23 protein-coding genes are annotated in these 26,321 nt (G+C 54.2%); 17 read left to right on the forward strand and 6 right to left on the reverse strand.

Annotated elements, in window-relative coordinates; all coding sequences use genetic code 11:
* The first annotated feature begins 1 nt into the window (after position 1).
* The 11 genes from pbpC to ACFX4U_RS18745 all read left to right on the forward strand — a co-directional run bounded on the left by pbpC (position 2) and on the right by ACFX4U_RS18745 (position 12,398).
* Positions 2 to 2,326: a peptidoglycan glycosyltransferase PbpC gene (pbpC, locus tag ACFX4U_RS18695; protein ID WP_313507620.1), complete on the forward strand. Its 2,325-nt coding sequence runs from the start codon at positions 2 to 4 to the stop codon at positions 2,324 to 2,326.
* 150 nt (positions 2,327 to 2,476) lie between these two features.
* Complete coding sequence (gene ndk / locus ACFX4U_RS18700) at positions 2,477 to 2,908, forward strand: nucleoside-diphosphate kinase (protein ID WP_017458995.1); 432 nt, start codon at positions 2,477 to 2,479, stop codon at positions 2,906 to 2,908.
* A gap of 181 nt (positions 2,909 to 3,089) precedes the next feature.
* Positions 3,090 to 4,256: a bifunctional tRNA (adenosine(37)-C2)-methyltransferase TrmG/ribosomal RNA large subunit methyltransferase RlmN gene (locus ACFX4U_RS18705; protein ID WP_313507619.1), complete on the forward strand. Its 1,167-nt coding sequence runs from the start codon at positions 3,090 to 3,092 to the stop codon at positions 4,254 to 4,256.
* A gap of 291 nt (positions 4,257 to 4,547) precedes the next feature.
* Positions 4,548 to 5,555, forward strand: a complete 1,008-nt coding sequence (gene rodZ / locus ACFX4U_RS18710) for a cytoskeleton protein RodZ (protein ID WP_313507618.1) — start codon at positions 4,548 to 4,550, stop codon at positions 5,553 to 5,555.
* A 26-nt stretch (positions 5,556 to 5,581) separates the two neighbouring features.
* Positions 5,582 to 6,700 carry a flavodoxin-dependent (E)-4-hydroxy-3-methylbut-2-enyl-diphosphate synthase gene (gene ispG / locus ACFX4U_RS18715; RefSeq protein ID WP_017458992.1) on the forward strand — a complete coding sequence of 373 codons (1,119 nt, stop codon included), beginning with the start codon at positions 5,582 to 5,584 and terminating at the stop codon, positions 6,698 to 6,700.
* A gap of 109 nt (positions 6,701 to 6,809) precedes the next feature.
* Positions 6,810 to 8,084, forward strand: a complete 1,275-nt coding sequence (gene hisS, locus ACFX4U_RS18720) for a histidine--tRNA ligase (protein ID WP_020454712.1) — start codon at positions 6,810 to 6,812, stop codon at positions 8,082 to 8,084.
* Between the two features lie 36 nt (positions 8,085 to 8,120).
* Positions 8,121 to 8,741, forward strand: a complete 621-nt coding sequence (locus ACFX4U_RS18725) for a YfgM family protein (RefSeq protein WP_305735323.1) — start codon at positions 8,121 to 8,123, stop codon at positions 8,739 to 8,741.
* A gap of 10 nt (positions 8,742 to 8,751) precedes the next feature.
* On the forward strand, positions 8,752 to 9,930 hold the full coding sequence (gene bamB, locus ACFX4U_RS18730) for an outer membrane protein assembly factor BamB (RefSeq protein WP_200550176.1): 1,179 nt from the start codon (positions 8,752 to 8,754) through the stop codon (positions 9,928 to 9,930).
* Between the two features lie 120 nt (positions 9,931 to 10,050).
* Positions 10,051 to 11,526 (forward strand): ribosome biogenesis GTPase Der, encoded by a 1,476-nt coding sequence (der, locus tag ACFX4U_RS18735; protein WP_313507616.1) that lies wholly within the window; start codon positions 10,051 to 10,053, stop codon positions 11,524 to 11,526.
* 167 nt (positions 11,527 to 11,693) lie between these two features.
* Positions 11,694 to 12,086, forward strand: a complete 393-nt coding sequence (locus tag ACFX4U_RS18740) for a cell envelope integrity TolA C-terminal domain-containing protein (RefSeq protein ID WP_313507615.1) — start codon at positions 11,694 to 11,696, stop codon at positions 12,084 to 12,086.
* Between the two features lie 96 nt (positions 12,087 to 12,182).
* A complete protein-coding gene (locus ACFX4U_RS18745; protein WP_313507614.1) occupies positions 12,183 to 12,398 on the forward strand; it encodes a zinc ribbon domain-containing protein in 216 nt (71 codons plus the stop codon).
* Here the strand turns inward: ACFX4U_RS18745 and ACFX4U_RS18750 are convergent.
* The 3 genes from ACFX4U_RS18750 to xseA all read right to left on the reverse strand — a co-directional run bounded on the left by ACFX4U_RS18750 (position 12,395) and on the right by xseA (position 15,206).
* Positions 12,395 to 12,736, reverse strand: coding sequence for a protealysin inhibitor emfourin (locus ACFX4U_RS18750; RefSeq protein ID WP_200551041.1), 342 nt, complete (start codon positions 12,734 to 12,736; stop codon positions 12,395 to 12,397). The genes ACFX4U_RS18745 and ACFX4U_RS18750 overlap by 4 nt on opposite strands.
* On the reverse strand, positions 12,736 to 13,761 hold the full coding sequence (locus ACFX4U_RS18755) for a M4 family metallopeptidase (RefSeq protein ID WP_313507613.1): 1,026 nt from the start codon (positions 13,759 to 13,761) through the stop codon (positions 12,736 to 12,738). Before ACFX4U_RS18755 ends, ACFX4U_RS18750 begins: the two co-directional genes overlap by 1 nt.
* 71 nt (positions 13,762 to 13,832) lie before the next feature.
* Positions 13,833 to 15,206, reverse strand: coding sequence for an exodeoxyribonuclease VII large subunit (gene xseA, locus ACFX4U_RS18760; RefSeq protein WP_380218640.1), 1,374 nt, complete (start codon positions 15,204 to 15,206; stop codon positions 13,833 to 13,835).
* Between the two features lie 159 nt (positions 15,207 to 15,365).
* Here xseA and guaB point away from each other — a divergent pair, with 159 nt between their 5' ends.
* Both guaB and guaA read left to right on the forward strand, forming a co-directional pair.
* Positions 15,366 to 16,832 carry an IMP dehydrogenase gene (guaB, locus tag ACFX4U_RS18765; protein WP_045510389.1) on the forward strand — a complete coding sequence of 489 codons (1,467 nt, stop codon included), beginning with the start codon at positions 15,366 to 15,368 and terminating at the stop codon, positions 16,830 to 16,832.
* Positions 16,833 to 16,893: 61 nt separating this feature from the next.
* A complete protein-coding gene (guaA, locus tag ACFX4U_RS18770; RefSeq protein WP_017458981.1) occupies positions 16,894 to 18,471 on the forward strand; it encodes a glutamine-hydrolyzing GMP synthase in 1,578 nt (525 codons plus the stop codon).
* 201 nt (positions 18,472 to 18,672) lie between these two features.
* Here the strand turns inward: guaA and ACFX4U_RS18775 are convergent, their stop codons facing one another.
* Both ACFX4U_RS18775 and ACFX4U_RS18780 read right to left on the reverse strand, forming a co-directional pair.
* On the reverse strand, positions 18,673 to 18,891 hold the full coding sequence (locus ACFX4U_RS18775) for a helix-turn-helix domain-containing protein (RefSeq protein ID WP_200550183.1): 219 nt from the start codon (positions 18,889 to 18,891) through the stop codon (positions 18,673 to 18,675).
* A gap of 91 nt (positions 18,892 to 18,982) precedes the next feature.
* The gene (locus ACFX4U_RS18780; protein ID WP_200550184.1) at positions 18,983 to 19,213 is read right to left on the reverse strand and encodes a helix-turn-helix domain-containing protein; all 231 of its coding nucleotides are present in this window, start codon (positions 19,211 to 19,213) and stop codon (positions 18,983 to 18,985) included.
* A 109-nt stretch (positions 19,214 to 19,322) separates the two neighbouring features.
* On the opposite strand from ACFX4U_RS18780, the gene ACFX4U_RS18785 reads away from it, so the two are divergent.
* Together ACFX4U_RS18785 and ACFX4U_RS18790 are read left to right on the forward strand one after the other, a co-directional pair.
* Positions 19,323 to 19,571 carry a helix-turn-helix transcriptional regulator gene (locus ACFX4U_RS18785; RefSeq protein ID WP_305735329.1) on the forward strand — a complete coding sequence of 83 codons (249 nt, stop codon included), beginning with the start codon at positions 19,323 to 19,325 and terminating at the stop codon, positions 19,569 to 19,571.
* A gap of 617 nt (positions 19,572 to 20,188) precedes the next feature.
* A complete protein-coding gene (locus ACFX4U_RS18790; protein ID WP_349350508.1) occupies positions 20,189 to 21,727 on the forward strand; it encodes a methyl-accepting chemotaxis protein in 1,539 nt (512 codons plus the stop codon).
* Between the two features lie 172 nt (positions 21,728 to 21,899).
* Here ACFX4U_RS18790 and ACFX4U_RS18795 read toward each other — a convergent pair whose 3' ends face one another.
* Complete coding sequence (locus ACFX4U_RS18795) at positions 21,900 to 22,508, reverse strand: SMI1/KNR4 family protein (RefSeq protein ID WP_313507610.1); 609 nt, start codon at positions 22,506 to 22,508, stop codon at positions 21,900 to 21,902.
* Between the two features lie 144 nt (positions 22,509 to 22,652).
* Here ACFX4U_RS18795 and ACFX4U_RS18800 point away from each other — a divergent pair, with 144 nt between their 5' ends.
* Complete coding sequence (locus ACFX4U_RS18800) at positions 22,653 to 23,039, forward strand: hypothetical protein (RefSeq protein WP_313507609.1); 387 nt, start codon at positions 22,653 to 22,655, stop codon at positions 23,037 to 23,039.
* Between the two features lie 172 nt (positions 23,040 to 23,211).
* Positions 23,212 to 26,268 carry an NACHT domain-containing protein gene (locus tag ACFX4U_RS18805; protein WP_313507608.1) on the forward strand — a complete coding sequence of 1,019 codons (3,057 nt, stop codon included), beginning with the start codon at positions 23,212 to 23,214 and terminating at the stop codon, positions 26,266 to 26,268.
* Positions 26,269 to 26,321 lie beyond the last annotated feature (53 nt).

The following is a 26,321-nucleotide window of genomic DNA, read 5'->3' on the forward strand; positions in this document are numbered from 1 at the left end:
CGTGAGGATCGTACGTCTGATACGCACCCGCTGGCGCTGGCTGGTGGGTGTTCCGCTACTGTTGGTGTTGGGCGTTATGGCTGCCGACAAGATCTGGCCGCTGCCGCTTAGCGAGGTTGCTCCGGCGCGGGTGGTGGTGGCCGAAGACGGTACGCCGCTGTGGCGCTTTGCCGATGCCGACGGTATCTGGCGCTACCCGGTCACCATTGAAGAGGTATCGCCCCACTATCTGCAGGCGCTGATCCAGTATGAGGATCGCTGGTTCTGGGCTCATCCTGGGGTTAATCCCCTGTCGATTGCGCGCGCCGCCTGGCAGGATTTGCGTTCCGGCCATGTCGTTTCCGGCGGCAGCACGCTGACAATGCAGGTAGCTCGCCTGCTCGATCCGCATCCGCGTACTTTCGGCGGCAAGGTGCGTCAGCTATGGCGAGCGCTGCAACTGGAGTGGCACCTCTCAAAACGTGAAATACTCACCCTTTATCTGAACCGCGCACCGTTTGGCGGCACGCTGCAAGGCGTGGGTGCTGCGAGTTGGGCTTATTTAGGTAAGCCTCCGGCGAAGCTCAGCTATTCCGAAGCGGCGCTGTTAGCGGTTCTGCCGCAGGCACCCAGCCGCTTACGCCCGGATCGCTGGCCGCAACGTGCGCAGGCCGCGCGCGACAAAGTCCTGGAGCGCATGGTGTCGCAAAAGGTGTGGTCGGCAACGCAGGTGGCGGAGTCACGAGAAGAGCCGGTCTGGCTGGCTCCGCGACAGATGCCACAACTGGCACCGCTCTTCGCCCGGCGGATGCTTGGTGAAAGCAAGGCGCTGAAAATCACCACCACGCTGAATGCCAGCCTGCAACGTCAGCTTGAAGATCTGGCGTTAAATGTGAAAAGCCGCCTGCCAGCGCGCAGCTCGCTGGCGGTAATCGTCGTTGATCACACAGATATGAAAGTGCGCGGTTGGGTTGGCTCCGTGGATATCAATGACGACAGCCGTTTCAGCCATGTGGATATGGTCAGCGCCGTCCGTTCCCCGGGCTCGGTGTTAAAGCCCTTTATTTATGGGCTCGCGCTGGATGAGGGGCTGATTCATCCGGCCTCGCTGCTACAGGATGTGCCGCGCCGGGTGGGCGATTATCGACCCGGTAATTTTGACAGCGGTTTCCATGGCCCGGTAAGCATGAATGAAGCGCTGGTACGTTCCCTTAATTTACCGGCGGTGCAGGTGCTGGAAGCCTACGGGCCGAAAAAATTTGCCGGAAATCTGCGCAATGTCGGTTTGCCGTTGATTTTGCCGACGGGAGCGGAACCGAATTTGTCGCTGATCCTTGGCGGTGCGGGTGCGCGGCTGGAAGATATTGCGGCCGCGTACACCGCGTTTGCCCGTGAGGGGAAAGCGGGAAGCCTGCGTCTGACACCAGATGCCCCGCTGATGGAGCGGCGGTTGATGTCACCGGGTGCGGCGTGGATTATTCGCCGCATTCTCGCCGGAGAAGCACAACCGGTGCCCGACGAAGCTTTGCCGCAGGTGGTGCCGCTGGCGTGGAAAACCGGCACCAGTTATGGCTATCGCGACGCCTGGGCGATAGGGATTAATGCCCGCTACGTGATAGGCATCTGGACGGGGCGACCTGATGGTACGCCCGTGGCCGGGCAGTTCGGTTTTGCCAGCGCGGTACCGTTACTTAACCAGGTCAATAACCTGTTGCAGCCGCGCTCAGCGCTTGAACAGGCGAGACTGCCGCGCGACCCGCGCCCGCAAACGGTCAGCAGCGGCGTCATCTGCTGGCCGGGCGGGCAAAGCTTACCGTCTGGCGACAGCAATTGTCGCCGCCGACTCACCACCTGGCTGTTGGACGGCAGCCAGCCGCCAACGCTCTTATTGCCGGAGCAGGAAGGCGGGCACGGGATCAATTTCCCGCTTTGGCTGAATAAAGAGGGGCGCAGGGTTGCCGCAGATTGCCCGGACGCGCAGCAGAAAACTTTGATCGCCTGGCCGCTACCGCTGGAGCCGTGGTTGCCAGCCGGTGAACGGCGCGCTGCACGTTTACCGGCGGCGGATAAACGTTGCCCGCCTCGTGACGATAACGCACCGCCGCCACTGTTATTAAGCGGCGTGCGTGAAGGCGCGGTTATCAAACGCATTCCCGGCCAGGCATTTGCCTTGCTGCCGCTACAAAGCAGCGGCGGCGAAGGCAGTCGCTGGTGGTTTTTGAATGGTGAACCGTTAGCCTCGCATAACAACTTATTGAGCCTGAAACTTGATAAAAGCGGGGAGTATCAGTTATTGGTTATGGATGACGCAGGGCAGATAGCGACAGTGCAGTTTGCGGTGCAATAACCAATGAAATGGCGCTGTTGGCGGGGAGTGTTGCTAAAAATAGTCTCATTTTAAAAAAATGTTACCTTCATCCATAGGCAACGCCCGTATTGCTCTTTATAATCCGCGCCACACCTATTCAGGGCAACAGAACAACTTACAGAGGTAAACATGGCTATTGAACGTACTTTTTCCATCATTAAACCGAACGCGGTGGCAAAAAACGTTATTGGCAGCATCTTCTCTCGCTTTGAAGCGGCAGGGTTCAAAATTGTCGGCACCAAAATGCTGCACCTGACCGTTGAGCAGGCGCGCGGTTTCTATGCCGAGCACGAAGGTCGCCCGTTCTTTGACGGTCTGGTTGAGTTCATGACTTCCGGCCCGATCGTGGTTTCCGTACTGGAAGGTGAAAACGCGGTGCAGCGTCACCGTGACCTGCTGGGCGCAACCAATCCGGCTAACGCGCTGGCAGGCACGCTGCGTGCTGATTACGCAGACAGCTTCACCGAGAACGGCACCCACGGTTCTGACTCCGTTGAATCCGCTGCGCGTGAAATCGCCTACTTCTTCGCCGAAGGCGAAGTGTGCCCGCGCACTCGTTAATCACTCGTTAAACGTGTAACGAGGTTTACACTTTAATTTGTGAAAAGCCGCGTGCAAACGTGGTATCTGTGCGTCAGAATTTGTACAATGCTGCGCCCCAGGATGAGCCGATGCTTTCCTGGGGCGCTTCTTTTTAACCCTCCACGGGCCACAACGTGTAATAACGAGGCCGGAATACATTATGACTGAACAAATTGTCATGCCTGAGAACGACGCTCTCACGGTGCCAAACAAAGATGCAAAAATTAACCTGCTGGATTTAAACCGTCAGCAGATGCGTGAATTTTTCAAAAATTTAGGCGAAAAACCCTTCCGCGCCGATCAGGTGATGAAGTGGATGTACCACTATTGCAGCGACGACTTTGATGAGATGACCGACATCAACAAAGTGCTGCGCAACAAATTAAAAGACGTCGCCGAAATTCGTGCGCCGGAAGTGGTCGAAGAACAACGCTCCTCCGACGGCACCATCAAGTGGGCGATTGCCGTGGGCGATCAGCGCGTTGAAACCGTCTACATTCCGGAAGAGGATCGCGCGACGTTGTGCGTCTCTTCCCAGGTGGGTTGTGCGCTGGAGTGCAAATTCTGCTCCACGGCTCAGCAGGGCTTTAACCGTAACCTGCGCGTTTCGGAAATTATCGGCCAGGTGTGGCGCGCGGCGAAAATTATCGGCGCGGCGAAAGTCACCGGCAGCCGCCCCATTACCAACGTGGTGATGATGGGCATGGGCGAGCCACTGCTCAACCTGACCAACGTCGTTCCGGCGATGGAGATTATGCTGGATGATTTCGGCTTTGGTCTCTCCAAACGCCGCGTTACGCTCTCCACCTCCGGCGTGGTTCCGGCGCTGGATAAATTAGGCGATATGATTGACGTTGCGCTGGCCATCTCTCTGCATGCGCCAAACGACGAAATTCGCGATGAAATTGTACCGATCAACAAAAAGTACAACATCGAGACGTTCCTCGCCGCTGTACGCCGTTATCTGGAAAAATCCAACGCGAACCAGGGTCGCGTAACCATTGAGTATGTGATGTTGGATCATGTCAACGATGGCACTGAACATGCCCACCAGTTGGCGGAGTTGCTGAAAGATACACCGTGCAAGATCAACCTGATCCCATGGAACCCGTTCCCGGGCGCGCCTTATGGCCGCAGCTCTAACAGCCGTATCGATCGATTCTGTAAAGTGCTGATGAGTTATGGTTTCACCACCATCGTGCGTAAAACGCGTGGCGATGATATCGATGCCGCGTGTGGTCAGTTGGCGGGCGATGTGATCGACCGTACTAAACGTACGATGCGTAAGCGTATGCAGGGCGAGCCGATTGAGATCAAGGCACTATAATCATAAGTTGCAGCGCGAAGAATATGCTGCATTTTGTGAAAATGTCGACTATTTGGCCTGTACACATACAGGCCATTAATAATTACGGTGCGTTTCTCCTGACTTTAAGGCAGTATGTAGTGATGGAACAACGGCTTAGCAAAAAGTGCTGAAAGCTGTTCTGTTATGACGAGCCTGACAGTCCTATACTGTGGGCCAGGTTTAACCGACCCGGTTTTTTCGCGGCGCGTGTAGGCATTGCGGTTATGCGCGCCTGAATGTTTAATTTTCACGTACCAGTAGTTGTAGCGAATGAATACTGAAGCCACTCACGACCAAAATGAAGCACAAACCACTGGCGTACGTCTGCGCAACGCCCGTGAACAACTTGGACTCAGCCAGCAAGCGGTTGCAGAGCGCTTGTGCCTGAAGGTTTCCACGGTACGCGATATCGAAGAGGACCGGTCGCCTGCCGATCTGGCTTCGACTTTTGTACGCGGTTACATCCGCTCCTATGCCCGCCTGGTGCACATTCCTGAAGAAGAGCTGCTGCCGATTCTTGAAAAACAAGCGCCGGTCAGAGCGGCAAAAGTTGCGCCAATGCAGACCTTTGCTTTAGGCAAGCCGCGCAAAAAACGCGGTGGCTGGATGATGAGTTTCATCACCTGGCTGGTGTTTCTGGTCGCCATCGGTCTGACGGGCGCATGGTGGTGGGATAACCACAAAGCGCAGCAGCAAGAGATCACCAATATGGCGGATCAATCTTCTGCGGAACTGAACGCGGGCAACAGCAACGCGCAAAGCGTACCGCTGAATAACGACACCGCTGCAGCAGACCCGGTTGATAATTCCGGCACGCCTGTTGAAGCGCCAGCCCCGTCGGCAACGGCACAAACGCCAGCCGCCAGCGCGCCGCAAACCCCTGCTACTACCGCAAACCAGAACACCGTTGTTGCACCGTCGCAGGCAAATGTCGACACCATGCAGCAGCCTGCCGCTCCTGCGAGCGCCGCGCAGTTACCGACCAGCCAGGCCGGTGTCGCAGGTGCGCAAGCGGATACTAACGCACTGGTGATGAACTTTACTGCCGATTGCTGGCTGGAAGTGAGCGATGCCACCGGGAAGAAATTATTCAGTGGCTTGCAACGTAAAGACGCCACGCTCAATTTAACCGGCCAGGCGCCATATAAGCTGAAAATTGGCGCGCCGTCAGCCGTTCAGATTCAGTATCAGGGTAAACCTGTCGATCTGAGCCGTTTTATCAGAACTAACCAGGTTGCGCGTCTGACCCTCAATGCCGAACAATCAGCAGCACAGTAACAGACGGGCAACGCGGGAGATTTTTCATGCATAACCAGGCCCCGATTCAGCGTCGGAAATCGAAACGGATTTACGTTGGTAATGTGCCCATTGGCGATGGCGCGCCCATCGCCGTGCAGTCCATGACAAACACCCGTACCACGGATGTTGAAGCTACGGTCAATCAAATCAAGGCGCTTGAGCGCGTCGGCGCGGATATCGTCCGTGTCTCCGTCCCGACCATGGACGCGGCGGAAGCATTCAAGTTGATCAAACAACAAGTGAGTGTCCCGCTGGTTGCGGACATCCATTTTGACTACCGCATTGCGCTGAAAGTCGCCGAATATGGCGTTGACTGCCTGCGTATTAACCCCGGAAACATCGGCAACGAAGAGCGTATTCGCACCGTTGTTGATTGCGCGCGCGATAAAAACATCCCGATCCGCATCGGCGTTAATGCCGGTTCGCTGGAAAAAGATCTGCAGGAAAAGTACGGCGAGCCAACGCCGCAAGCGCTGCTCGAATCCGCTATGCGCCATGTCGATCATCTTGATCGCCTGAACTTCGATCAGTTCAAAGTCAGCGTGAAAGCATCGGACGTATTCCTCGCTGTTGAATCCTATCGCCTGCTGGCAAAACAGATCGATCAACCGCTGCATCTGGGGATCACCGAAGCCGGTGGCGCGCGCGCAGGCGCGGTGAAATCCGCGATTGGCTTAGGTCTGCTGCTCTCCGAAGGAATTGGCGACACGCTGCGTATTTCGCTGGCGGCCGATCCGGTGGAAGAGATCAAAGTCGGTTTCGACATCCTGAAATCCCTGCGTATCCGTTCTCGCGGTATTAACTTTATCGCCTGTCCGACCTGTTCCCGCCAGGAATTTGACGTTATCGGTACGGTCAATGCCCTTGAACAGCGGCTGGAAGATATCATCACGCCGATGGATGTCTCCATTATCGGTTGCGTGGTCAATGGCCCTGGCGAAGCGCTGGTTTCCACGCTGGGTGTGACCGGTGGCAACAAGAAAAGCGGCCTGTATGAAGATGGTGTGCGCAAAGATCGCCTCGATAACAGCGATATGATCAGCCAGCTTGAAGCCCGCATTCGCGCGAAAGCGTCGATGCTGGATGAAGCGCGTCGTATCGATGTGCAACAGGTAGAAAAATAAGGTTGCTGGGAAGCGGCAGGCTTCCCGTGTATGATGAACCCGCCCGGCGCGACCCGTTGTTCGTCGCGGCCCCGAGGGTTCATTTTTTGTATTAATAAAGAGAATAAACGTGGCAAAAAATATTCAAGCCATTCGCGGCATGAACGATTATCTGCCTGGCGAAACCGCCATCTGGCAGCGCATTGAAGGCACTTTAAAAAACGTGCTCGGCAGCTACGGTTACAGTGAAATCCGTTTGCCGATTGTAGAGCAGACCCCGCTGTTCAAACGCGCGATCGGTGAAGTGACCGACGTGGTTGAAAAAGAGATGTATACCTTTGACGATCGCAACGGCGACAGCCTGACATTGCGTCCCGAAGGTACCGCGGGCTGCGTACGCGCCGGCATCGAGCATGGTCTGCTGTACAATCAGGAACAGCGCTTGTGGTACGTTGGGCCGATGTTCCGCTACGAGCGTCCGCAGAAAGGGCGCTACCGTCAATTCCATCAGTTGGGTGTGGAAGTATTTGGCCTGCAGGGGCCGGATATCGATGCCGAGCTGATTATGCTTACCGCCCGCTGGTGGCGCGAGCTGGGCATTGCTTCGCACGTTGCCCTTGAACTCAACTCTATTGGTTCGCTCGAAGCGCGTGCGACCTATCGCGATGCGCTGGTAGCTTTCCTCGAGCAGCATAAAGATAAGCTGGACGAAGACTGCCTGCGTCGTATGTATACCAACCCGCTGCGCGTACTGGATACCAAAAACCAGGACATTCAGGCGTTGCTGAACGATGCACCGAAACTGGGTGACTACCTTGATGACGAGTCCCGCGAACACTTCGCAGGTCTTTGCGCATTCCTCGATGCTGCGGGTATCGCTTATACGGTCAACCAGCGCCTGGTGCGCGGTCTGGATTACTACAATCGCACTGTTTTCGAGTGGGTAACCACCAGTCTTGGCGCGCAAGGCACCGTTTGCGCAGGCGGTCGTTATGACGGCCTGGTGGAGCAGCTTGGTGGTCGCGCGACCCCGGCGGTTGGCTTCGCAATGGGTCTTGAACGACTTGTTTTGTTAGTTCAGGCAGTTAATCCGGAATTTAAAGCAGAATCCGTTGTCGATATATACCTGGTGGCGTCTGGCGCCAATACGCAATCCGCTGCTATGCAGTTGGGTGAACAGGTGCGCGATGCGTTACCTGGCGTACGGCTGATGATGAACCACGGCGGCGGCAATTTTAAAAAGCAATTTGCTCGCGCGGACAAGTGGGGCGCTCGCGTCGCACTGGTGCTCGGTGAAACTGAAATTGCCGACGGTAATGTTGTGGTGAAGGATTTACGCTCTGGTGAGCAGAGTACGGTAACGCAGGAGAGCGTTGCGGCGCATTTGCGCACACTACTGGGCTAATCTCCCCGGTGAATTATCGTTAAGGAGAAGGACTGCGTGGAAATTTACGAAAACGAAAACGACCAGGTAGACGCGATTAAGCGCTTCTTTGCCGAGAATGGTAAAGCGCTGGCCGTTGGCGTCGTTTTGGGTATTGGTGCGCTGGTTGGCTGGCGCTACTGGAACGGCCATCAGGCGGACACGGCGAGAGCCTCTTCACAGGCGTATGAAAACGCGGTGACCGCGCTTTCGGCGGGCAAACCAGAGTCGTTCACAGCGGCAGAAAAATTCGCTGCTGACAACAAAAACACCTACGGCGCGCTGGCGTCGCTGGAACTGGCGCAGCAATACGTTGAGAAGAACGAGCTGGATAAAGCTGCCGCTCAGCTGCAACAAGGGCTGGCTGCGACGAATGATGAAAATCTCAAGTCGATAATCAATGTGCGCCTGGCGCGCATTCAGGTACAGCAAAAGCAACAAGACGCTGCGCTGAAAACGCTGGATGCTGTCAAAGCGGAAAGCTGGTCAGCGATTGTTGCCGATCTGCGCGGCGAAGCACTGCTGAGCAAAGGCGATAAACAAGGCGCGCGCACCGCATGGGAAAACGGCATTAAAAACAATGCTTCTCCTGCGCTGAGTGAAATGATGCAGATGAAAATCAATAATTTGTCCATCTAAGAGGGACCCGATGCAATTGCGTAAATTACTTCTGCCAGGGCTGCTTTCCGTCACGCTTTTGAGCGGCTGTTCCCTGTTTAACAGCGAAGAAGACGTTGTCAAAATGTCCCCGTTGCCGGTGGTTGAAAACCAGTTCACACCGACTACGTCATGGAGCACCTCCGTGGGTAACGGTATTGGTGACTTCTACTCTAACCTGCATCCGGCGTTTGCTGATGGCGTGGTTTACGCCGCCGATCGTCACGGTGTAGTGAAAGCGGTTAGCATTGAAGATGGCCATGAAATTTGGTCGGTTAACCTGGCTGAAAAAGATGGCTGGTTCTCCACTCGTGCTGCACTGCTTTCTGGCGGTGTGACCGTTTCCGGTGGCCATGTTTATGTGGGCAGCGAAAAAGCGCAGGTTTATGCATTGAATACCAGCGATGGTTCGCAGGCGTGGAAGACGAAAGTCGCTGGTGAAGCGCTTTCTCGCCCGGTCGTGAGCGACGGTTTAGTGCTGATCCACACCAGCAACGGGCAGTTGCAGGCGCTGAACGAAAGCGATGGTGCATCCAAATGGACCGTCAACCTCGATATGCCTGCGCTTTCTCTGCGCGGTGAATCTGCTCCGACTTCCGCCTTTGGCGCTGCCATTGTCGGCGGCGATAATGGTCGCGTGAGCGCGGTATTGATGCAGCAGGGTCAGATGATTTGGCAGCAGCGCATCTCCCAGGCTAACGGCCCGACAGAGATCGATCGTCTGAGCGATGTCGACACCACGCCGGTTGTTGTTGGTAACGTGGTATACGCGCTGGCCTATAATGGCAACATGACGGCGCTGGATCTGCGTAGCGGCCAGATTATGTGGAAACGCGAGCTGGGTTCAGTGAGCGATTTCGTGGTTGATGGTAACCGCATCTATATGATTGACCAGAGCGATCGTGTTCTGGCGCTGACTACTGACGGCGGCGTAACCCTGTGGACACAAAGTGATCTGCTGCACCGTAACCTTACCGCTCCGGCGTTGTATAATGGTTACATTGTGACAGGCGATAGCGAAGGCTACGTGCACTGGATTAACGTCGAAGATGGGCGTTTTGTCGCGCAGCAAAAAGTCGACAGCTCCGGTTTCCTGACCGAGCCGGTGGTTGCCGGTGGCAAACTGCTGATCCAGGCAAAAGACGGCACAGTGTACGCCCTTTCGCGCTAAGCGCGTCGGGTTTGTCGTTCCTGAAGACGGCTCCTGTTGCAGGAGCCGTTTTCCTGTTTTTAAAACGGCGCGCAACCCGCGACGTTTTGCTAATGAATTTTCTGTAATGAGGCTTTAAACATGGTACCTGTGGTCGCGCTTGTCGGGCGCCCTAACGTTGGAAAATCCACGCTATTTAACCGTTTAACACGCACCCGTGATGCGCTGGTGGCGGATTTCCCGGGTCTGACTCGTGACCGTAAGTACGGTCGTGCTGAAGTTGAAGGCCGCGAATTTATCTGCATCGATACCGGTGGTATCGATGGCACCGAAGACGGCGTGGAAACACGTATGGCGGAACAGTCGCTGCTGGCGATTGAAGAAGCCGATGTCGTGCTGTTTATGGTCGATGCGCGCGCGGGGCTGATGCCTGCCGATTCGGCCATTGCCAAACATCTGCGTTCACGCGAAAAACCGACCTTCCTGGTGGCGAACAAAACCGATGGTCTGGATCCGGATCAGGCAACAGCAGATTTTTACTCCCTCGGTCTGGGCGAAATCCACGCTATCGCCGCTTCCCACGGGCGCGGTGTTACCAGCTTGCTGGAGCACGTGCTGATGCCGTGGATGGATGAGCTGAACCCGCCGGAAGTTGTGGACGAAGAGGCGGAATACTGGGCGCAGTTCGAAGCCAACGAAAACGGCGAGAAAGAAGAGCCGGAAGACGATTTCAACCCGCAGGATCTGCCAATCAAACTGGCCATCGTGGGGCGTCCCAACGTCGGTAAGTCCACACTAACTAACCGCATTCTTGGTGAAGACCGCGTGGTGGTGTACGACATGCCGGGCACCACGCGAGACAGCATCTACATTCCGATGCAGCGCGATGAGCGTGAGTACGTACTTATCGACACCGCAGGGGTGCGTAAGCGCGGCAAAATCACCGATGTAGTAGAAAAGTTCTCGGTTATCAAAACGCTGCAAGCGATTGAAGATGCTAACGTTGTGCTGCTGGTCATTGATGCCCGTGAAGGTATCTCCGATCAGGATTTATCGCTGCTCGGCTTTATTCTTAACAGCGGTCGTTCGCTGGTTATCGTCGTCAATAAATGGGACGGTCTGAGCCAGGAAGTGAAAGAGCAGGTGAAAGAGACGCTGGATTACCGCCTGGGCTTTATTGATTTCGCCCGCGTGCACTTTATTTCTGCGCTGCACGGCAGCGGTGTTGGCAACCTGTTTGAATCCGTTCGCGAAGCTTATGACAGCTCCACCCGTCGCGTGAGCACCGCGCTGCTGACCCGTATTATGAACATGGCGGCGGAAGATCATCAGCCGCCGCTGGTGCGTGGTCGTCGCGTGAAGCTGAAATATGCCCACGCCGGTGGTTATAACCCGCCGATTGTGGTGATCCACGGCAACCAGGTGAAAGACTTGCCGGATTCTTACAAACGCTATTTGATGAACTATTTCCGCAAATCGCTGGATGTGATGGGTACGCCAATCCGTATTCAGTTCAAAGAAGGGGAAAACCCGTTTGCTGAAAAACGTAACACCCTGACCCCGAACCAGATGCGTAAACGTAAGCGCCTGATTAAACACATCAAAAAAAGTAAGTAATCACTTGCTTCAAACCCGCCGCCTGGCGGGTTTTTTGTTTGCCAGAATTGGCTCACCTACAAAATTCAGGCGCTGTTTCAGCCTGTCGATAGCAGTACACTCTTTATAGCTATAAAAACAACGGGTTAATAACTGGCTTCAATAAATAATTTCAAAAGGGATATGAAATGAAGAAGATTTTACTGTTAATACTGCTGGGCAGTGTAGTGGCAGGTTGCACACCGCTTCACCCCTCCGGTTGCCATAAAACCACTGCGCTTGGCAGTTGCGACTCCGGGCGCTTTACCGACCAGGATGAGTACGGGAAACAGGCCCGCGCGATAAAAAACGCTATCGAATCCCGGCTTACCGATCGTTCTGTCTGGAAAGGGAAAAAATGCCGCTTACATCTGGAATTTGCTTATGATGGCAAACTGAACAATATCGAGACCAGAGAAGGGAATAAAGCTTACTGCGCAGCGTTGAAAACCGCAGCTCAACGGGCGGTATTCCCGGCATTTCCTTCTCAGCGGATTTATCAGGCATTCGAGAGCTCCCGCTTCGTGATGGTGGGCGAATAGCAAACCAAACCTGACGCGGCACTTAACCCGTCTGCAGGCGGGTTTTTTGTCGCCAGCGGTGTATGATAAACGCCGAGAAAAATTAAGGAGCGCCTTATGGAACTTACCTGCCCGACTTGCCATAACCCGCTGCAAATAGTGGGAACACATGCCCACTGCGACGGCTGCGGCAAAAACATTGAAGTACAAGCAAATTGCCCGGAGTGCCACCAGCCTCTGGAAGTATTAAAAGCCTGTGGCGCGGTGGATTTTTTCTGCCAGCACGGCCACGGGCTGATTTCGAAAAAACGCGTCGAATATACGCTGCTCTAAGGTTTGCAAATACAGTCTTCCCCTTCGCGCCACAGTTCGACAAACGACGGTGGCGCTTTGCTTTCCGGGATAAGCAGCAACACATCCGTTTGCTGGGTGGTCCAGGTTATCTGCAAACGGTAGAAACGCTGATCGCCGCGGCCCGGCGAGTCCGGCTGGCCTGGCGGCTCTGCAAGCGGGAGCGTCTGATGCAATATATCCACCAGCCGCTGGCGCTGCTCCGCACTGAGTTGGGCGATGACAATTTTACGCGCGCCGCTCAGTTTGGGAATGTAAGCCAGCCCGCCTTCACGGGCTAGCTCCACTACCGCATCGTCGGTTAATTCGGGTTCGTTCATCATAAAACTCCGACATCTTTCCACGCCTGTTCGATAGCAGCGGCGATTTTCTTGCCGGACCGTTTTTCGCCATGTTTGATGGTGAATTTGGCGAAGGTCGCGAAATCGGCATTTTGCGCCAGCGACTTATCACACACGGTGTCATACCAGGCGTATCCGGCTTTTTCCCATGCATAGCCGCCTATAGCGGCTGCCGCCAGGTAAAATGCCCGGTTAGGAATGCCGGAATTCAGGTGTACGCCGCCGTTATCCTCACGCGTTTTAATAAAATCTTTCATATGCGCAGGCTGCGGATCTTTACCCAGTAACGGGTCGTCATAAGCCGTCCCCGGCTTCGACATCGAACGCAGCCCCTTGCCATGAATGCCTTTTGCCAGCAAGCCTTCACCAATGATCCAGTCCGCCTGATCCGCCGTCTGCTGCTGGTGGTACTGTTTTACCAGCGAACCGAACACATCGGATAATGATTCATTTAACGCGCCAGCTTGTTCAAAGTAGATCAGCCCGGCTTCCGTTTCTGTGACGCCGTGGCTCAGTTCATGCGCCACCACGTCAATGGCAATGGTAAAACGGTTGAAGATCTCGCCATCACCGTCGCCAAACACCATTTGTTGACCATTCCAGAAAGCGTTCTGATAATCCTTACCGTAATGCACGGTGCCGCTGAGAATGAGCCCCTGGTTATCCAGCGAGTTGCGCTGATAAACCTGCCAGAAGAAATCGTGGGTGACACCCAAGTAGTCGTACGCTTCGGTGACAGCGACATCACCCGTCGGTGGCTGGCCCTCATAGCGCACTTGCTCGCCGGGCAACGTCTCTTTTTGCTGGGCGTCATAAATATCGCGTACCAGTTCGCCTGGCGAAGTGACCAGCGGCGCATCGACTTTGCCGTGGCTGTGCGCCATCAACGTTTGTACATGCGTTAAGGTCTGGCGGGCGCAGCGTTGCTGAAGTTCAGAACCATTGTCGATAATGCGGCGCAGGATATAGGGCGGGATAACATTGTACGGATGACGTGCATTCATGTTGATCTCCTTGATAAAACAAAAAAGAACAACAAAAAGTATAGGCTCGTCTGATTTATTGAGCGCGCTAATTAAGAGGATTTACGTTGGCGCGTTTTTTTCACGGGCGTGACGGCGCTGACTTCGCTCTCCACCCAGCCGTCATTCAGCCGCGTGGTTAGTTTGTCACCCGCTTTTACCTGTTTGGTCTGTTTCAGCACTTTGCCGTCGGTTGCCGTCGTTACGCTGTAGCCACGCGCCAGCGTTGCCAGTGGGCTGACCGCTTCCAGGTGGGTGATTGCCGAACCGAAGCGTTCACGCGTGCTGCTTAAGCGGTCACGAATATTCTGGCTCAGACGATATTCCAGTTGCTGAATACGGCTTTGCGCCCGGTGAATACGCGGCTGCGGGTTTTGTTGATTCAGGCGTTGCAGTACGCGCTGCTGGCGCACGGACGCGCGTTTTAACTGATTATCCAGCGCGTTGTGCATGCGCTGTTGCAGGCGTTCCAGCACGGTTTGCTGACGCGCCAGCCGCAGTTGCGGGTGCTGTTGTTGCAGACGATGGTGTAACTGGGCGAAACGGCGGCTGCGGCCTGCCAGATAATAATCCATCGACATCTCTAAACGCTGCTGCATCGCCTGAACCTGGCGCAGTAGCTCCAGCTGGTTACGGCTGACAATTTCTGCCGCCGCAGAGGGCGTTGGTGCGCGCAGGTCGGCAACAAAATCGGCAATGGTCACGTCGGTTTCGTGCCCAACGGCGCTGACTACCGGAATGCGGCTGGCGAAAATCGCCCGCGCTACGTGTTCGTCGTTAAAGCTCCACAAATCTTCCAGCGAACCGCCGCCGCGACCGACAATCAGTACGTCGCACTCTTCGCGGACATTCGCCAGCTCAATGGCGCGCACAATCTGCGCGGGCGCATCTTCGCCTTGTACCGCAGTCGGGTAAATCACCACCGGCAGTGACGGATCGCGGCGTTTCAGCACATGCAGAATATCGTGCAGCGCGGCACCGGTTTTCGAGGTGATAACACCAACGCAATGGGCGGGGGAGGGCAGTGGTTTTTTGAATTGCTGGTCGAACAGCCCTTCGGCCGCGAGCTTAGCTTTAAGTTGCTCATATTTTTGTTGCAGCAGGCCTTCACCAGCCGGTTGCATGCTCTCGACAATAATCTGGTATTCGCCGCGCGGTTCATACAGCGTGATATTGGCGCGCACCAGCACTTGCTGGCCGTGCTGCGGGCGAAACGTGACGCGGCGGTTGCTGTTGCGGAACATTGCGCAGCGCACCTGAGCGGTATCGTCTTTTAAGGTGAAGTACCAGTGACCGGAAGCGGGTTGGGTAAAGTTGGAGATTTCCCCGCTGATCCACACCTGGCCGAGTTCGCGTTCCAGCAGTAAGCGCACCGACTGATTAAGGCGGCTAACCGTAAAAATTGAGGGGGATTGGAACGACGACATGTGAGCCAGATCAAATTCTAAATCAGCAAGTTATTCGTTCGATAGTAACCCGAAACGAGGGGATGGCAAGTATTTTTCTTAAAAAAGTGTGGATGCAATCGGTTACGCTCTGTATAATGCCACGGCAATATTTAACCCCCCAGGTCAGAGATATTGCCCATGCTACGTATCGCTAAAGAAGCACTGACGTTTGACGACGTCCTCCTCGTTCCCGCTCATTCCACCGTTCTGCCGAATACTGCCGACTTGAGCACGCAGCTCACGAAAACCATTCGCCTGAACATTCCCATGCTCTCTGCGGCGATGGATACCGTGACGGAAGCGCGCCTGGCAATTGCCCTGGCACAGGAAGGCGGCATTGGCTTTATTCACAAAAACATGTCGATTGAGCGCCAGGCAGAAGAAGTTCGCCGCGTGAAGAAACATGAATCCGGCGTGGTTAAAGACCCGCAAACCGTTCTGCCGACCACCACCCTGCGCGAAGTGAAAGAGCTGACCGAACGTAACGGCTTTGCCGGTTACCCGGTGGTGAATAACGACAACGAACTGGTCGGCATCATCACCGGCCGTGACGTGCGTTTCGTTACCGATCTGAACCAGCCGGTTAGCGTGTATATGACGCCGAAAGAGCGTCTGGTTACCGTGCGTGAAGGTGAATCCCGCGAAGTCGTGTTCGCTAAAATGCACGAAAAACGCGTTGAGAAAGCGCTGGTTGTTGACGAAAGCTTCCACCTGCGCGGCATGATCACCGTGAAAGACTTCCAGAAAGCAGAACGTAAACCGAACGCCTGTAAAGATGAGCAGGGTCAACTGCGCGTTGGTGCAGCGGTTGGTGCTGGCGCGGGCAACGAAGAGCGCGTTGACGCGCTGGTTGCCGCAGGCGTTGACGTGCTGCTGATTGACTCCTCCCACGGCCACTCCGAAGGCGTGTTGCAGCGCATCCGCGAAACCCGTGCCAAATACCCGGATCTGCAAATCATCGGCGGTAACGTAGCGACTGGCGCAGGTGCTCGCGCACTGGCTGAAGCGGGCGTCAGCGCGGTGAAAGTCGGTATCGGCCCTGGCTCCATCTGTACGACGCGTATCGTGACTGGTGTGGGCGTTCCGCAGATCACCGCCGTTTCCGACGCGGTTGAAGCGCTGGAAGGCACCGGCATTCCGGTTATCGCTGACGGCGGTATCCGTTTCTCTGGCGACATCGCCAAAGCGATCGCCGCAGGTGCTGCCGCCGTGATGGTTGGCTCAATGCTTGCCGGTACTGAAGAATCCCCGGGCGAAATCGAACTCTACCAGGGCCGTTCTTACAAATCCTACCGTGGCATGGGCTCGCTGGGCGCGATGTCCAAAGGCTCTTCTGACCGCTACTTCCAGAGCGATAACGCTGCCGACAAACTGGTGCCGGAAGGTATCGAAGGCCGCGTGGCTTATAAAGGCCGCCTGAAAGAGATCATTCACCAGCAGATGGGCGGCCTGCGCTCCTGTATGGGTCTGACCGGCTGTGGTACTATCGACGACCTGCGCACCAAAGCGGAATTCGTGCGCATCAGTGGCGCGGGCATTCAGGAAAGCCACGTTCACGACGTGACCATCACCAAGGAATCCCCGAACTACCGCATGGGTTCTTAATGATTTTCGCGCCCGGTGCTCTCACCGGGCGCTTTCGTAACTTGCCTCGGAAGTAACGTCAATGACGGACAACATTCATAAACATCGTATTCTTATCCTCGATTTTGGTTCTCAGTACACCCAACTGGTTGCGCGCCGCGTGCGTGAACTGGGCGTTTACTGCGAACTGTGGGCGTGGGATGTCACCGAAGCGCAGATCCGCGACTTCAATCCAAGCGGCATCATCCTTTCCGGCGGCCCGGAAAGCACCACCGAAGACAACAGCCCGCGCGCACCGCAATATGTGTTTGAAGCTGGCGTGCCGGTGCTGGGCGTCTGCTACGGCATGCAGACCATGGCGATGCAGCTCGGCGGCCACGTTGAAGGTTCTAACGAGCGTGAATTCGGCTACGCGCAGGTTGAAGTACAGACCGACAGCGCGCTGGTTCGCGGCATTGAAGATTCGCTGACCGCAGAAGGCAAAGTGCTGCTGGACGTGTGGATGAGCCACGGCGACAAAGTGACGGCGATCCCGTCTGACTTCGTTACCGTTGCCAGCACCGAAAGCTGCCCGTTCGCCATCATGGCGAACGAAGAAAAACGCTTCTACGGCGTGCAGTTCCACCCGGAAGTAACCCACACCCGCCAGGGCCTGCGTATGCTGGAACGCTTCGTGCGCGACATCTGCGAATGTGAAGCGCTGTGGACGCCGGCAAAAATCATCGATGATGCCGTTGAGCGCATCCGCCAGCAGGTTGGCGACGATAAAGTAATCCTCGGCCTCTCCGGCGGCGTGGACTCTTCTGTGACCGCAATGCTGCTGCACCGCGCCATCGGCAAAAATCTGACCTGCGTGTTCGTGGACAACGGTCTGCTGCGTCTGAACGAAGCTCAGCAGGTGATGGATATGTTTGGCGACCACTTCGGTCTGAACATTGTTCACGTTGAAGGCGAAGCGCGTTTCCTGGCTGCACTGGCCGGTGAGAACGATCCGGAAGCAAAACGTAAGATCATCGGCCGTGTGTTCGTGGAAGTGTTCGATGAAGAAGCACTGAAGCTGGAAGACGTGAAATGGCTGGCACAGGGCACCATCTACCCGGACGTGATCGAATCCGCTGCTTCGGCAACCGGTAAAGCGCACGTTATCAAATCTCACCACAACGTGGGCGGCTTGCCGAAAGAGATGAAGATGGGGCTGGTTGAACCGCTGCGTGAGCTGTTCAAAGATGAAGTGCGTAAAATTGGTCTGGAACTGGGCCTGCCGTACGACATGCTGTACCGCCATCCGTTCCCGGGGCCGGGCCTCGGTGTTCGCGTGCTGGGTGAAGTGAAGAAAGAATACTGCGACCTGCTGCGCCGCGCTGATGCGATCTTTATCGAAGAGCTGCATAAAGCCGATCTCTACAACAAAGTGAGCCAGGCGTTCACCGTGTTCCTGCCGGTTCGTTCCGTGGGCGTGATGGGCGACGGTCGTAAATACGACTGGGTTGTCTCGCTGCGTGCAGTAGAAACCATCGACTTTATGACCGCACACTGGGCGCATCTGCCGTACGATTTCCTCGGCCGCGTCTCCAACCGCATCATCAACGAAGTGAACGGTATTTCCCGCGTGGTGTATGACATCAGCGGAAAACCGCCAGCTACTATTGAGTGGGAATAAGATTTAGCTCCTGCTGATTAAGCAGTTGTGCTCTAAAAAAACCAGCAAGCCTTACGGCTGCTGGTTTTTTTAAATGATAATATCACTCCAGACAGATAGCCTTTGCTAATGATTGTCTATCTATTAAAACTAAGCTGGTATCGCGCTTTATTATAATTTCAGAACAGTATGGTTTAATTTATTTTTTCAAAAGGTAGTTTTTTAAAATTCAAATAGATTATCTAACCTCACGCCCAACCCATCGGCAATAACCGCAATAACTTCCAGCGTTGGATTCCTTACCCCTCGTTCAATCCCACTAATATAAGTGCGATCCAACCCACATTTGTCGGCGAAAGCTTCCTGAGAAAGCCCTCGTTCTAAGCGGAGGGTTTTTACGCGTTGTCCAAAACGGACTGTAATATCTTTTGTATTTTTCATGCCCGACAGCATCGTACTTCGTTGCTTATCAGACCACGGACGATGAGTCACATAATTAGCTGTGTGGTGATCCGATTATCAAGTGCGCCGATCAGTCAGATTCATCAAATGTGAACAGTGTGGTGAGTTCAGTGTGGAGGGCTGTCGCAAGAATATAGAGAATTTCTAAGGTCGGATTCCGGATGCCGCGTTCGATGCCGCTGATATAGGTGCGATCAAGGCCGCACTTCTCCGCAAAGCCTTCCTGAGAAAGCCCCGCTTGCGTACGCAATGTTCTGACACGTTGTCCTAACAGGACTTTGATATTTTCAGAATTTTTCATGCGTACAGCATTGTTTTTTGCTGACTATAAGTCCACGGACTATTAGTCACAATTCTAAAAGCTTGTGCTATGACTATGACTCATAGTCAACATGAAAAGGAGCATTACAATGGAACACCACGACTGGCATCCGGCGGATATCATTGCGGGTTTAAAGAAAAAAGGAACCTCGTTGGCGGCGCTTTCCCGCGAATCGGGGCTGGCTTCATCCACGCTCGCCAATGCCTTAACCCGGCACTGGCCGAAAGGGGAGCGGTTAATTGCCGAAGCGTTGGAAACCAGGCCAGAGGCAATCTGGCCTTCGCGTTATCAGATATGTAATTACGAAGAGCATGTTTGTGAAGAGAAGGGCGCATAAACGCTGAAGCATGAAAACGGTAATGGCCTGTTTCAGGGCTATTACCGTCTGCTCAGTACATCGGATCATTCCGTGGTAATAGGTGAGGGAGTCGAAATGAACCCAGCCGATGTCATGTGGTATTAAGCAGGAATTAAATTTTGAATTTTATTTTCTGCATTGTTTGAATTGAGTATTTTTTTTCGATATTGATTTTCTTTCTTAATTTAACGTTTTTATTCCCTTTATCTTTTCTGATGAGGAGGAAAATCCATCGCCTGTATCGAATTCCCCGCTTTTTAATTATTAGCCTCTTATATTTCACCTCTGTACGTAAATTTCATTTTCTGCTCTCCGTTTTGTGCAATGAGTTGTCTGTTTTTTGTACGAGCTCGACTCATCGCTAGGATGAATAGCTATTCCATGAAACGGCATATTTGAAACGTTAGTTTGAATAAATTGGTGAATCCTAAGCATATTTTCTTTCTCTCAGGCACCTTCTTTCTAACTCTTTGATTCAAATGTGTAATGTGATTTAAATTAAATTTTAACGCCAGATTGCCGATAAGTTGTCTTCGGTATGCTTCTTTCAAAGGGAGCAGAAATTCATGAAATCACCTCAACCCAGGGTAATAAATATGTCAGTTAGGCGTTTTTCATTTCTCGTTTTTAGTCTGTTACTTGGTATTTTTCTCATCAGCTCGGCTTCTAACCTTTGGTCACTTACTCACAGCAATCAGTCTCTGGATAACGTGAACAAAGAGATCAGGGTCGTGCTGTCGGTTATTGACCCGATTAACCATAGCCGCACACTGCGTGTGCGTCTGATGGAAGCCATGATTAACGCCTCCCTGGGCGACAAACAGAAAGCGGATGCGTCGCTTGAGAGCGCGAAAGCGGTGATGCAAAAAGCCACCGATGCGTTCAACAACTACAAGGCTGCGCCACCTGTTGCGGGCGAAGAGGCGCTTTCCGCGCCTTACAGCCAGGCCTGGCAAACGTATGTTGATCAAGGCCTGCGTCCGTTGATGGACGCCGCGAGCAACAACGACACGGCGCGTTTCAACCAGCTCGTCAGCACCACTGTTCCGCAGCTTGATCGTCAGTTTGAGATCACACTCGATAACCTGCTGGCCTTTCGCGAAAAATACGCCCAGCGCCTTAACAACGACGCGCAGAATCGCTTCGTGAACAGCATGGTGACCATTGGTGTTTTCGCCTTACTGTTTACCTTGATCATTGTCGCTATCTTTATCCTGCTGCGTCGTCGCGTTCTGTCGCCGCTGGATGCCGCCCGCTTACATTGCCAGAAAATGGCGGCAGGGGAGTTGCACACTCCTGTTGTGTACGGTTCTAAAGATGAGATTGGCGACATGCTCGGTTCGCTGGAGCAAATGCGTCTTGCCCTGCTGGAAATCATTGCTCAGGTGCGTACTTCCAGTCAGAGCGTGGCCTACGCGGCAGAAGAAATCGCTGCCGGTAATACCGATCTCTCGGCCCGTACCGAAGAGCAGGCGGCTTCTCTTGGGCAGACCGCTGCCAGCATGGAACAGCTAACTTCAACGGTTAAGCACACTTCCGAAAACACACAACAGGCAAATACCCTTGCGACAGCGATGCGTAGCTCCGCGCAGGAAGGGAATACGATTGTGGAAAAGGCGGTGATGTCGATGAAAGAGATCGAATCCAGCGCTGGCAAAATAGACACCATCATCTCCTTAATCGAAGACATTGCTTTCCAGACCAACATCCTGGCACTCAACGCAGCGGTTGAAGCGGCAAGAGCCGGCGAGCAGGGGCGCGGGTTTGCGGTTGTGGCAAGTGAAGTCCGTAATCTGGCGCAGCGTTCGTCACTCGCGGCGAAAGAGATCAAAGAGCTTATTGAGGAATCCGGCCGGCAGGTGCTTCTGGGTAGCGAAAGGGTGTCGCAGGCGGGCGAAAGCATGCAGCGCATTATCAGCACAGTTAAGCAGGTTTCTGAGCTGATGGCGGAAATTGCGCTCTCGACCGGTGAGCAGAGCCGCGGCATTGAGCAGATAAACCAGGCCGTTGCGCAGATGGACACGGTAACGCAACAGAATGCCGCGTTAGTCGAAGAAGCGTCGGCAGCGGCGCATTCGCTTAAAGAGCAGTCTCAATTGCTGGAAGAGACGGTAGCCGTTTTTAAACTGAGCTAACGTTTTGCCAAAACATAAACAAGGCAGGTTGATGCCTGCCTTGTTGGTGATTCTTTAATGGTTCGTCGCTACCCGGTTACCCGCTATTCAACGTATTTCTCAACAGTGTAGAAGTGCTCATGAAAAGCACGGGTGTGGCCACATCGTTGCAGTTGTCCCAATATAGCGCTGTTCAGTACATCCACTTTTCCACCACGTCATCACCCAGGTGCTCGCGCAGCAACTCCTCGTTATCCTCCTCGCCGTGGGCTTCCAGCAGGCATTTGAACATCAGCACGTCGAGGTACTGGCCCACGTCGGTGAAAATCTGCGTCAGCATCGGCGAGCTGTCGTGATCGAAATACCAGACTTCGCCGGTTTGCCGATGAAAGCACCATAAATTGCCGTTGCCCAGATAGTCGCCAAAGGCGACCAACTGATTAACCTGCGCCCATTGCGACGCCGCGTCTGGCGCACCTTCGAGAATGTCATGAATGCCGGGATAAGCGTCTACCAGCGGTTCAATGCTGGCGTATTTCGCGGGCGTGACGCTGCACAACCTTTCGGCCAGTTCGAGTGCGCCGATAGTTTCATGGTAGCGACGCAGCAGCGGCGGAAGCGCGCAGCCCAGGCGTTGTTCAAGCGCTTCAATCTCTTTGGGGTTAACCGGCGCAACTGGCGCCGGGTTATTCCACTGTTCGCGCCAGGCCTGTACGCAGGCGCGCCACCAGGCCAGCCGTGCTGTCTCATCGGTAAATTCTGGCCACGTTAAGGGCGGCAGTTCGCTGCTATCTGGATTCATTTTTTTCCCCGGCTTATTTACTCTGGCTGCTCACAGGATCGCTTACATTCGCCATGAGGACCACTGCCATTAGTGATGGCTTTACGCTATGTTCTTCGCAACTAAGGTAACCGAAAATATCCACTGTGCAGAACCGGGAGCTCTATGCAGTCAGTAAAGTTAATGGGAGATGGCTATGAGCCGCAGGTCTGGCAGGAAGGCGATCAACTGACATACTCGCTACCGGTCGATTCCGGGTTTGTCAGCTTCGATTTTAGTTTTGTTATTCGCCAAAGCGATCTGGATGTCCTGCTTGGCGATAATTACCGACGCGCCGCGCTCGAAATCATTGCGCACACGCTACTTCAGCATTCCACGCTAAAGGGAAATGCCCGTTTCACGCAACGCGATTTCGATAAACTGCTTGCGGATACGCTCCACTCAACGAACGATTTCCTGCAGGCCTTTATTGCCCGCATCAATCGGGAACATCACATTGGGATTGAGCACTATGTGAAAGAGATCCTCGCCCGTCGCGCTGCAGCGGATTAAAGCACCGCATGCACGGTGAAAGAGTGGCGCCTATTGCACGCTGAAGCGCATCGGGCTTTTCCCTCAGACAACCCCCACCAAATCAGGTAGTTTGCTTCCGGTTTGCGGTACCGGAGGCGTTATAGTGCTGTTTCATTGCAAAAGGCGTCACAAGAATAAAGAAGGGACTCACATGTCGGGTAGCCAAAAATTCGTTTTACTCCTCCTTGCGTTGGCGTTGTGCTTCGTGGTGGGCACCGGGCTGTATTCCTCGTGGTTTAATGCAGCCTCAGTTGGCGTGTTTATCTGCCTGATGCTCTATTTCACGCGGCCATTGCTGATGCCAGCCGGTTATGGCGCGAACAAAATCCGCACGCTGGTACTGGTTCTGGCATTTGGCGCATTCTCCAGTGTTTCCAGCACGCTGAATTCGCTCCTGCCGACACTCTGGTCATTGCCGGTGCTGCAAAATGCGCCGGACTGGTTGAAGCGTCTCCAGCCTGTTAGTCAGGCCTCAGATCAGTTGCTGGCTGCCATTGTGATCATTGTCGGGATTGTCTTTTTTTGTTTGCGTGACAGAAGTGTTGCAGGCGAGCTTCCGCCATTAAAAAAAGATATCGCTGACAAAGAGTTACCGCGCAAGCTGAAGGTATTTTGCAATGTGCTTGAGCGCGATTTGATGACGATCGATCAGGACACTAACTGGAGCCCGGAACACTACACCGAACTGGAAGCCGAGGTCGAGATCCGCCAGGTGAAAGGCGTCGCTTCACGTAAGAAAATCATCGGATTGCAGGATGCGATCCGCAAAGACCGAACCTCGCGCTCATTTTTGATTCTGGGAGCGCCTGGTTCCGGTAAAAGCGTCGCGCTGCGCAAGCTGGCTAAAGATATGCTGGCCGAAGTCGATAAGACGCACCGTGTGCCGGTCTACATCAACCTGCGTGAATGGGTGCCAACAAGCACCGTGGTGGCCGGGCGTACTGAGTTTTCCGTGAAGGATCTGGAAGAGTTTGTCATTAAAAGCCTCATTCGTCGTGGTGACGCGTATACCCGAAATTTTGTTAATCAATACTTTGATTCCCTTTGCAGCACTGGTCGCCTGTTTTTTATCTTTGATTCATTTGATGAAATTTCAGAGCTACTGGATGCCAGTGAAAACTCAGATGTGATTAATTCACTCTCCAGCGTTATCTCGCGCTTTATGACTTCACACCCGGCGTCACGCGGTGTTTTAGCCTCACGCGTGTTCCGCCAGCCGACGCGCGCATTTCTGGCGGACAAAGTGCTGGAGATCCGCCCACTGTCGGAAGCGGGCATTTCCGAGGCGCTCAGCCACTATCCGCAATTCACGGAGCAGGTAAGAAACACCTTGTTCAGCCACCGCCCGGATTTGATTCCCTTAGTGCGCAATCCCTTCATGATGGCGCTGCTTGGCGAGTGGATTGCGATTAACCAAACGCTGCCGGTTAATCAGGCTGAACTTTATAAGAGCTACATTGATAGCCGCATGAAACTTTGCGAGCAGGAACTCAGCGATGCGGGGATCTCCTCGCGTGAAGTGATCGCGATTTCAACGGATATCGCGTGGTTTGTCTTTCGTTCCTCGAAGTTTGGCCTTGAAGCACCAGTGAAAGTGATCCGCAGTTATTTCAATTCAGCAAATGTGGACGCGGTGCTGGATCTGCTCAGTTTTGCCCGAATTGCCAGAGTGACCCCCGGCAATGACAAATCGTTCGCCTTTGTTCATCGCCGTTTTCTGGAATATTTCGTCACCAACCGTTTTTTGCAGCAGCCCGCAGAAGTGCCCGATTCGCACATTCCTACCGATTCTCGCGGCCGTGACGCGCTGGTTTTGTATGCGCAGTTGTGCAGCGAAACCGAGGCTCAACGGCTGGCCAATCTTTGCTGGGATGAGATCCAACGCTATTTCACGGATGCCAGTCAGCGCATTCGTGCCATTCACTGTCTGCGCTTTTTGATTGACGCATTTGGCTCCCGCCGTGAGGTGTTGCAACCGTTCGAAGAAGCGCTTTCTGCTTTTGTGATGCAGCACGTAAAAGCGGGCGATAACATCCTGCTGGCAAAAATTTGCCTGGAAGCCACCGGGCTGCTTTCAGAGTCGCGCGCAGCGCCGGTGCTGGCCGCCGCGATTGCTGGTGAGGATGGCTGGTTGCAGGAGACTGCTTTTCGCGCCTGTCGCCATTTGCCGAAAATGGATCCCGAACTGGAAGAGGGGATGAAGAAATACGTGCTGAATATTTCGGAAACCAATTTCTGGCGCGGGCGCAAAAATATCCTGCTGAGCCTGTCGTTATCCGATGCGTTAAGTGGCGTTTACCGCGTTGCGAAGAGGCGCCTGTGGAGCATGAAAGCGGCACTCACCAGCACGGTGTTACTCATCATCATGTTGCCGTTTATCACCTTTTTTAGCGCCAGCTATGCGGCGGCTGTTTCCGCACCAATCTTACTGTTCGCCAAAGCGGGTCGTACGGCACAAAAAGAGAAGGCGAGAAAAGGGGGCGGCGATAATCCTGCGCCTCGCGCGACGGTGCCATTTGTTGGTAAGGGCTTTTTATCCGGCACCATCGTGTTATTTCGGGTGATATGTTTCGTCATTCTGTCGGTGATCAGTGTGGTCGGGCTGTTCTCCCCGGCGCTGGCGCTGGCGGCGATACCGTTTTACCTCTTCAGCGGACATGCGATTTATAACGGCTGGCTGGCGGCCGTGAATGTGGTGTTGAGTTTGATGTTGCTCGATTGGGTGGCTATCTGCCGGTTTGTACGCAGCAAAATTAATGATTTGCTTAACCCGAAAAAGTGGCTGGCCGCGCTGTCGATTCTCGCCACGTCTGTGTTGGGCGTCGCGCTTGTTTTTAGCGCTATTCATTATGTCTCCCAATACCCGATGGCGGAGCCGGTATTTAAAGCCACATTCTCATTGCTGATCGCGCTATTGGCGGTATACGTGGCGTTCACCTTTATTCAATCTGCGCGCGGCGGGATTAAAGACGTGCGGATGCTGCGCAAATTCACCTTTGGCTTAGCCATTAAACGTACGCAAATCGCTATAATTCTTTCTGAATGCGTGTCGGATTACGGGCGTTTGCGGTTTGTTCGTCGGCTTGAAAGCGAAGGCATCTCCGCCACCGGCGACTGGCCGGAAGGGTTCAAACTGGCGGTTGGTCTTGGCGAAGCCTACACGGCGCTGGCGCGGCTGGAAGAGCGCTGGTTAAACCTCGACAGATAAGTAACGCGTTTGTGCAAGGGGGCGCATACCTTTGCACAGACGAGCGTAAACCC

Source organism: Kosakonia sp. YIM B13588 (assembly GCF_042788165.1).
In the GTDB taxonomy this organism is placed as follows: Bacteria; Pseudomonadota; Gammaproteobacteria; order Enterobacterales; family Enterobacteriaceae; genus Kosakonia; species Kosakonia sacchari.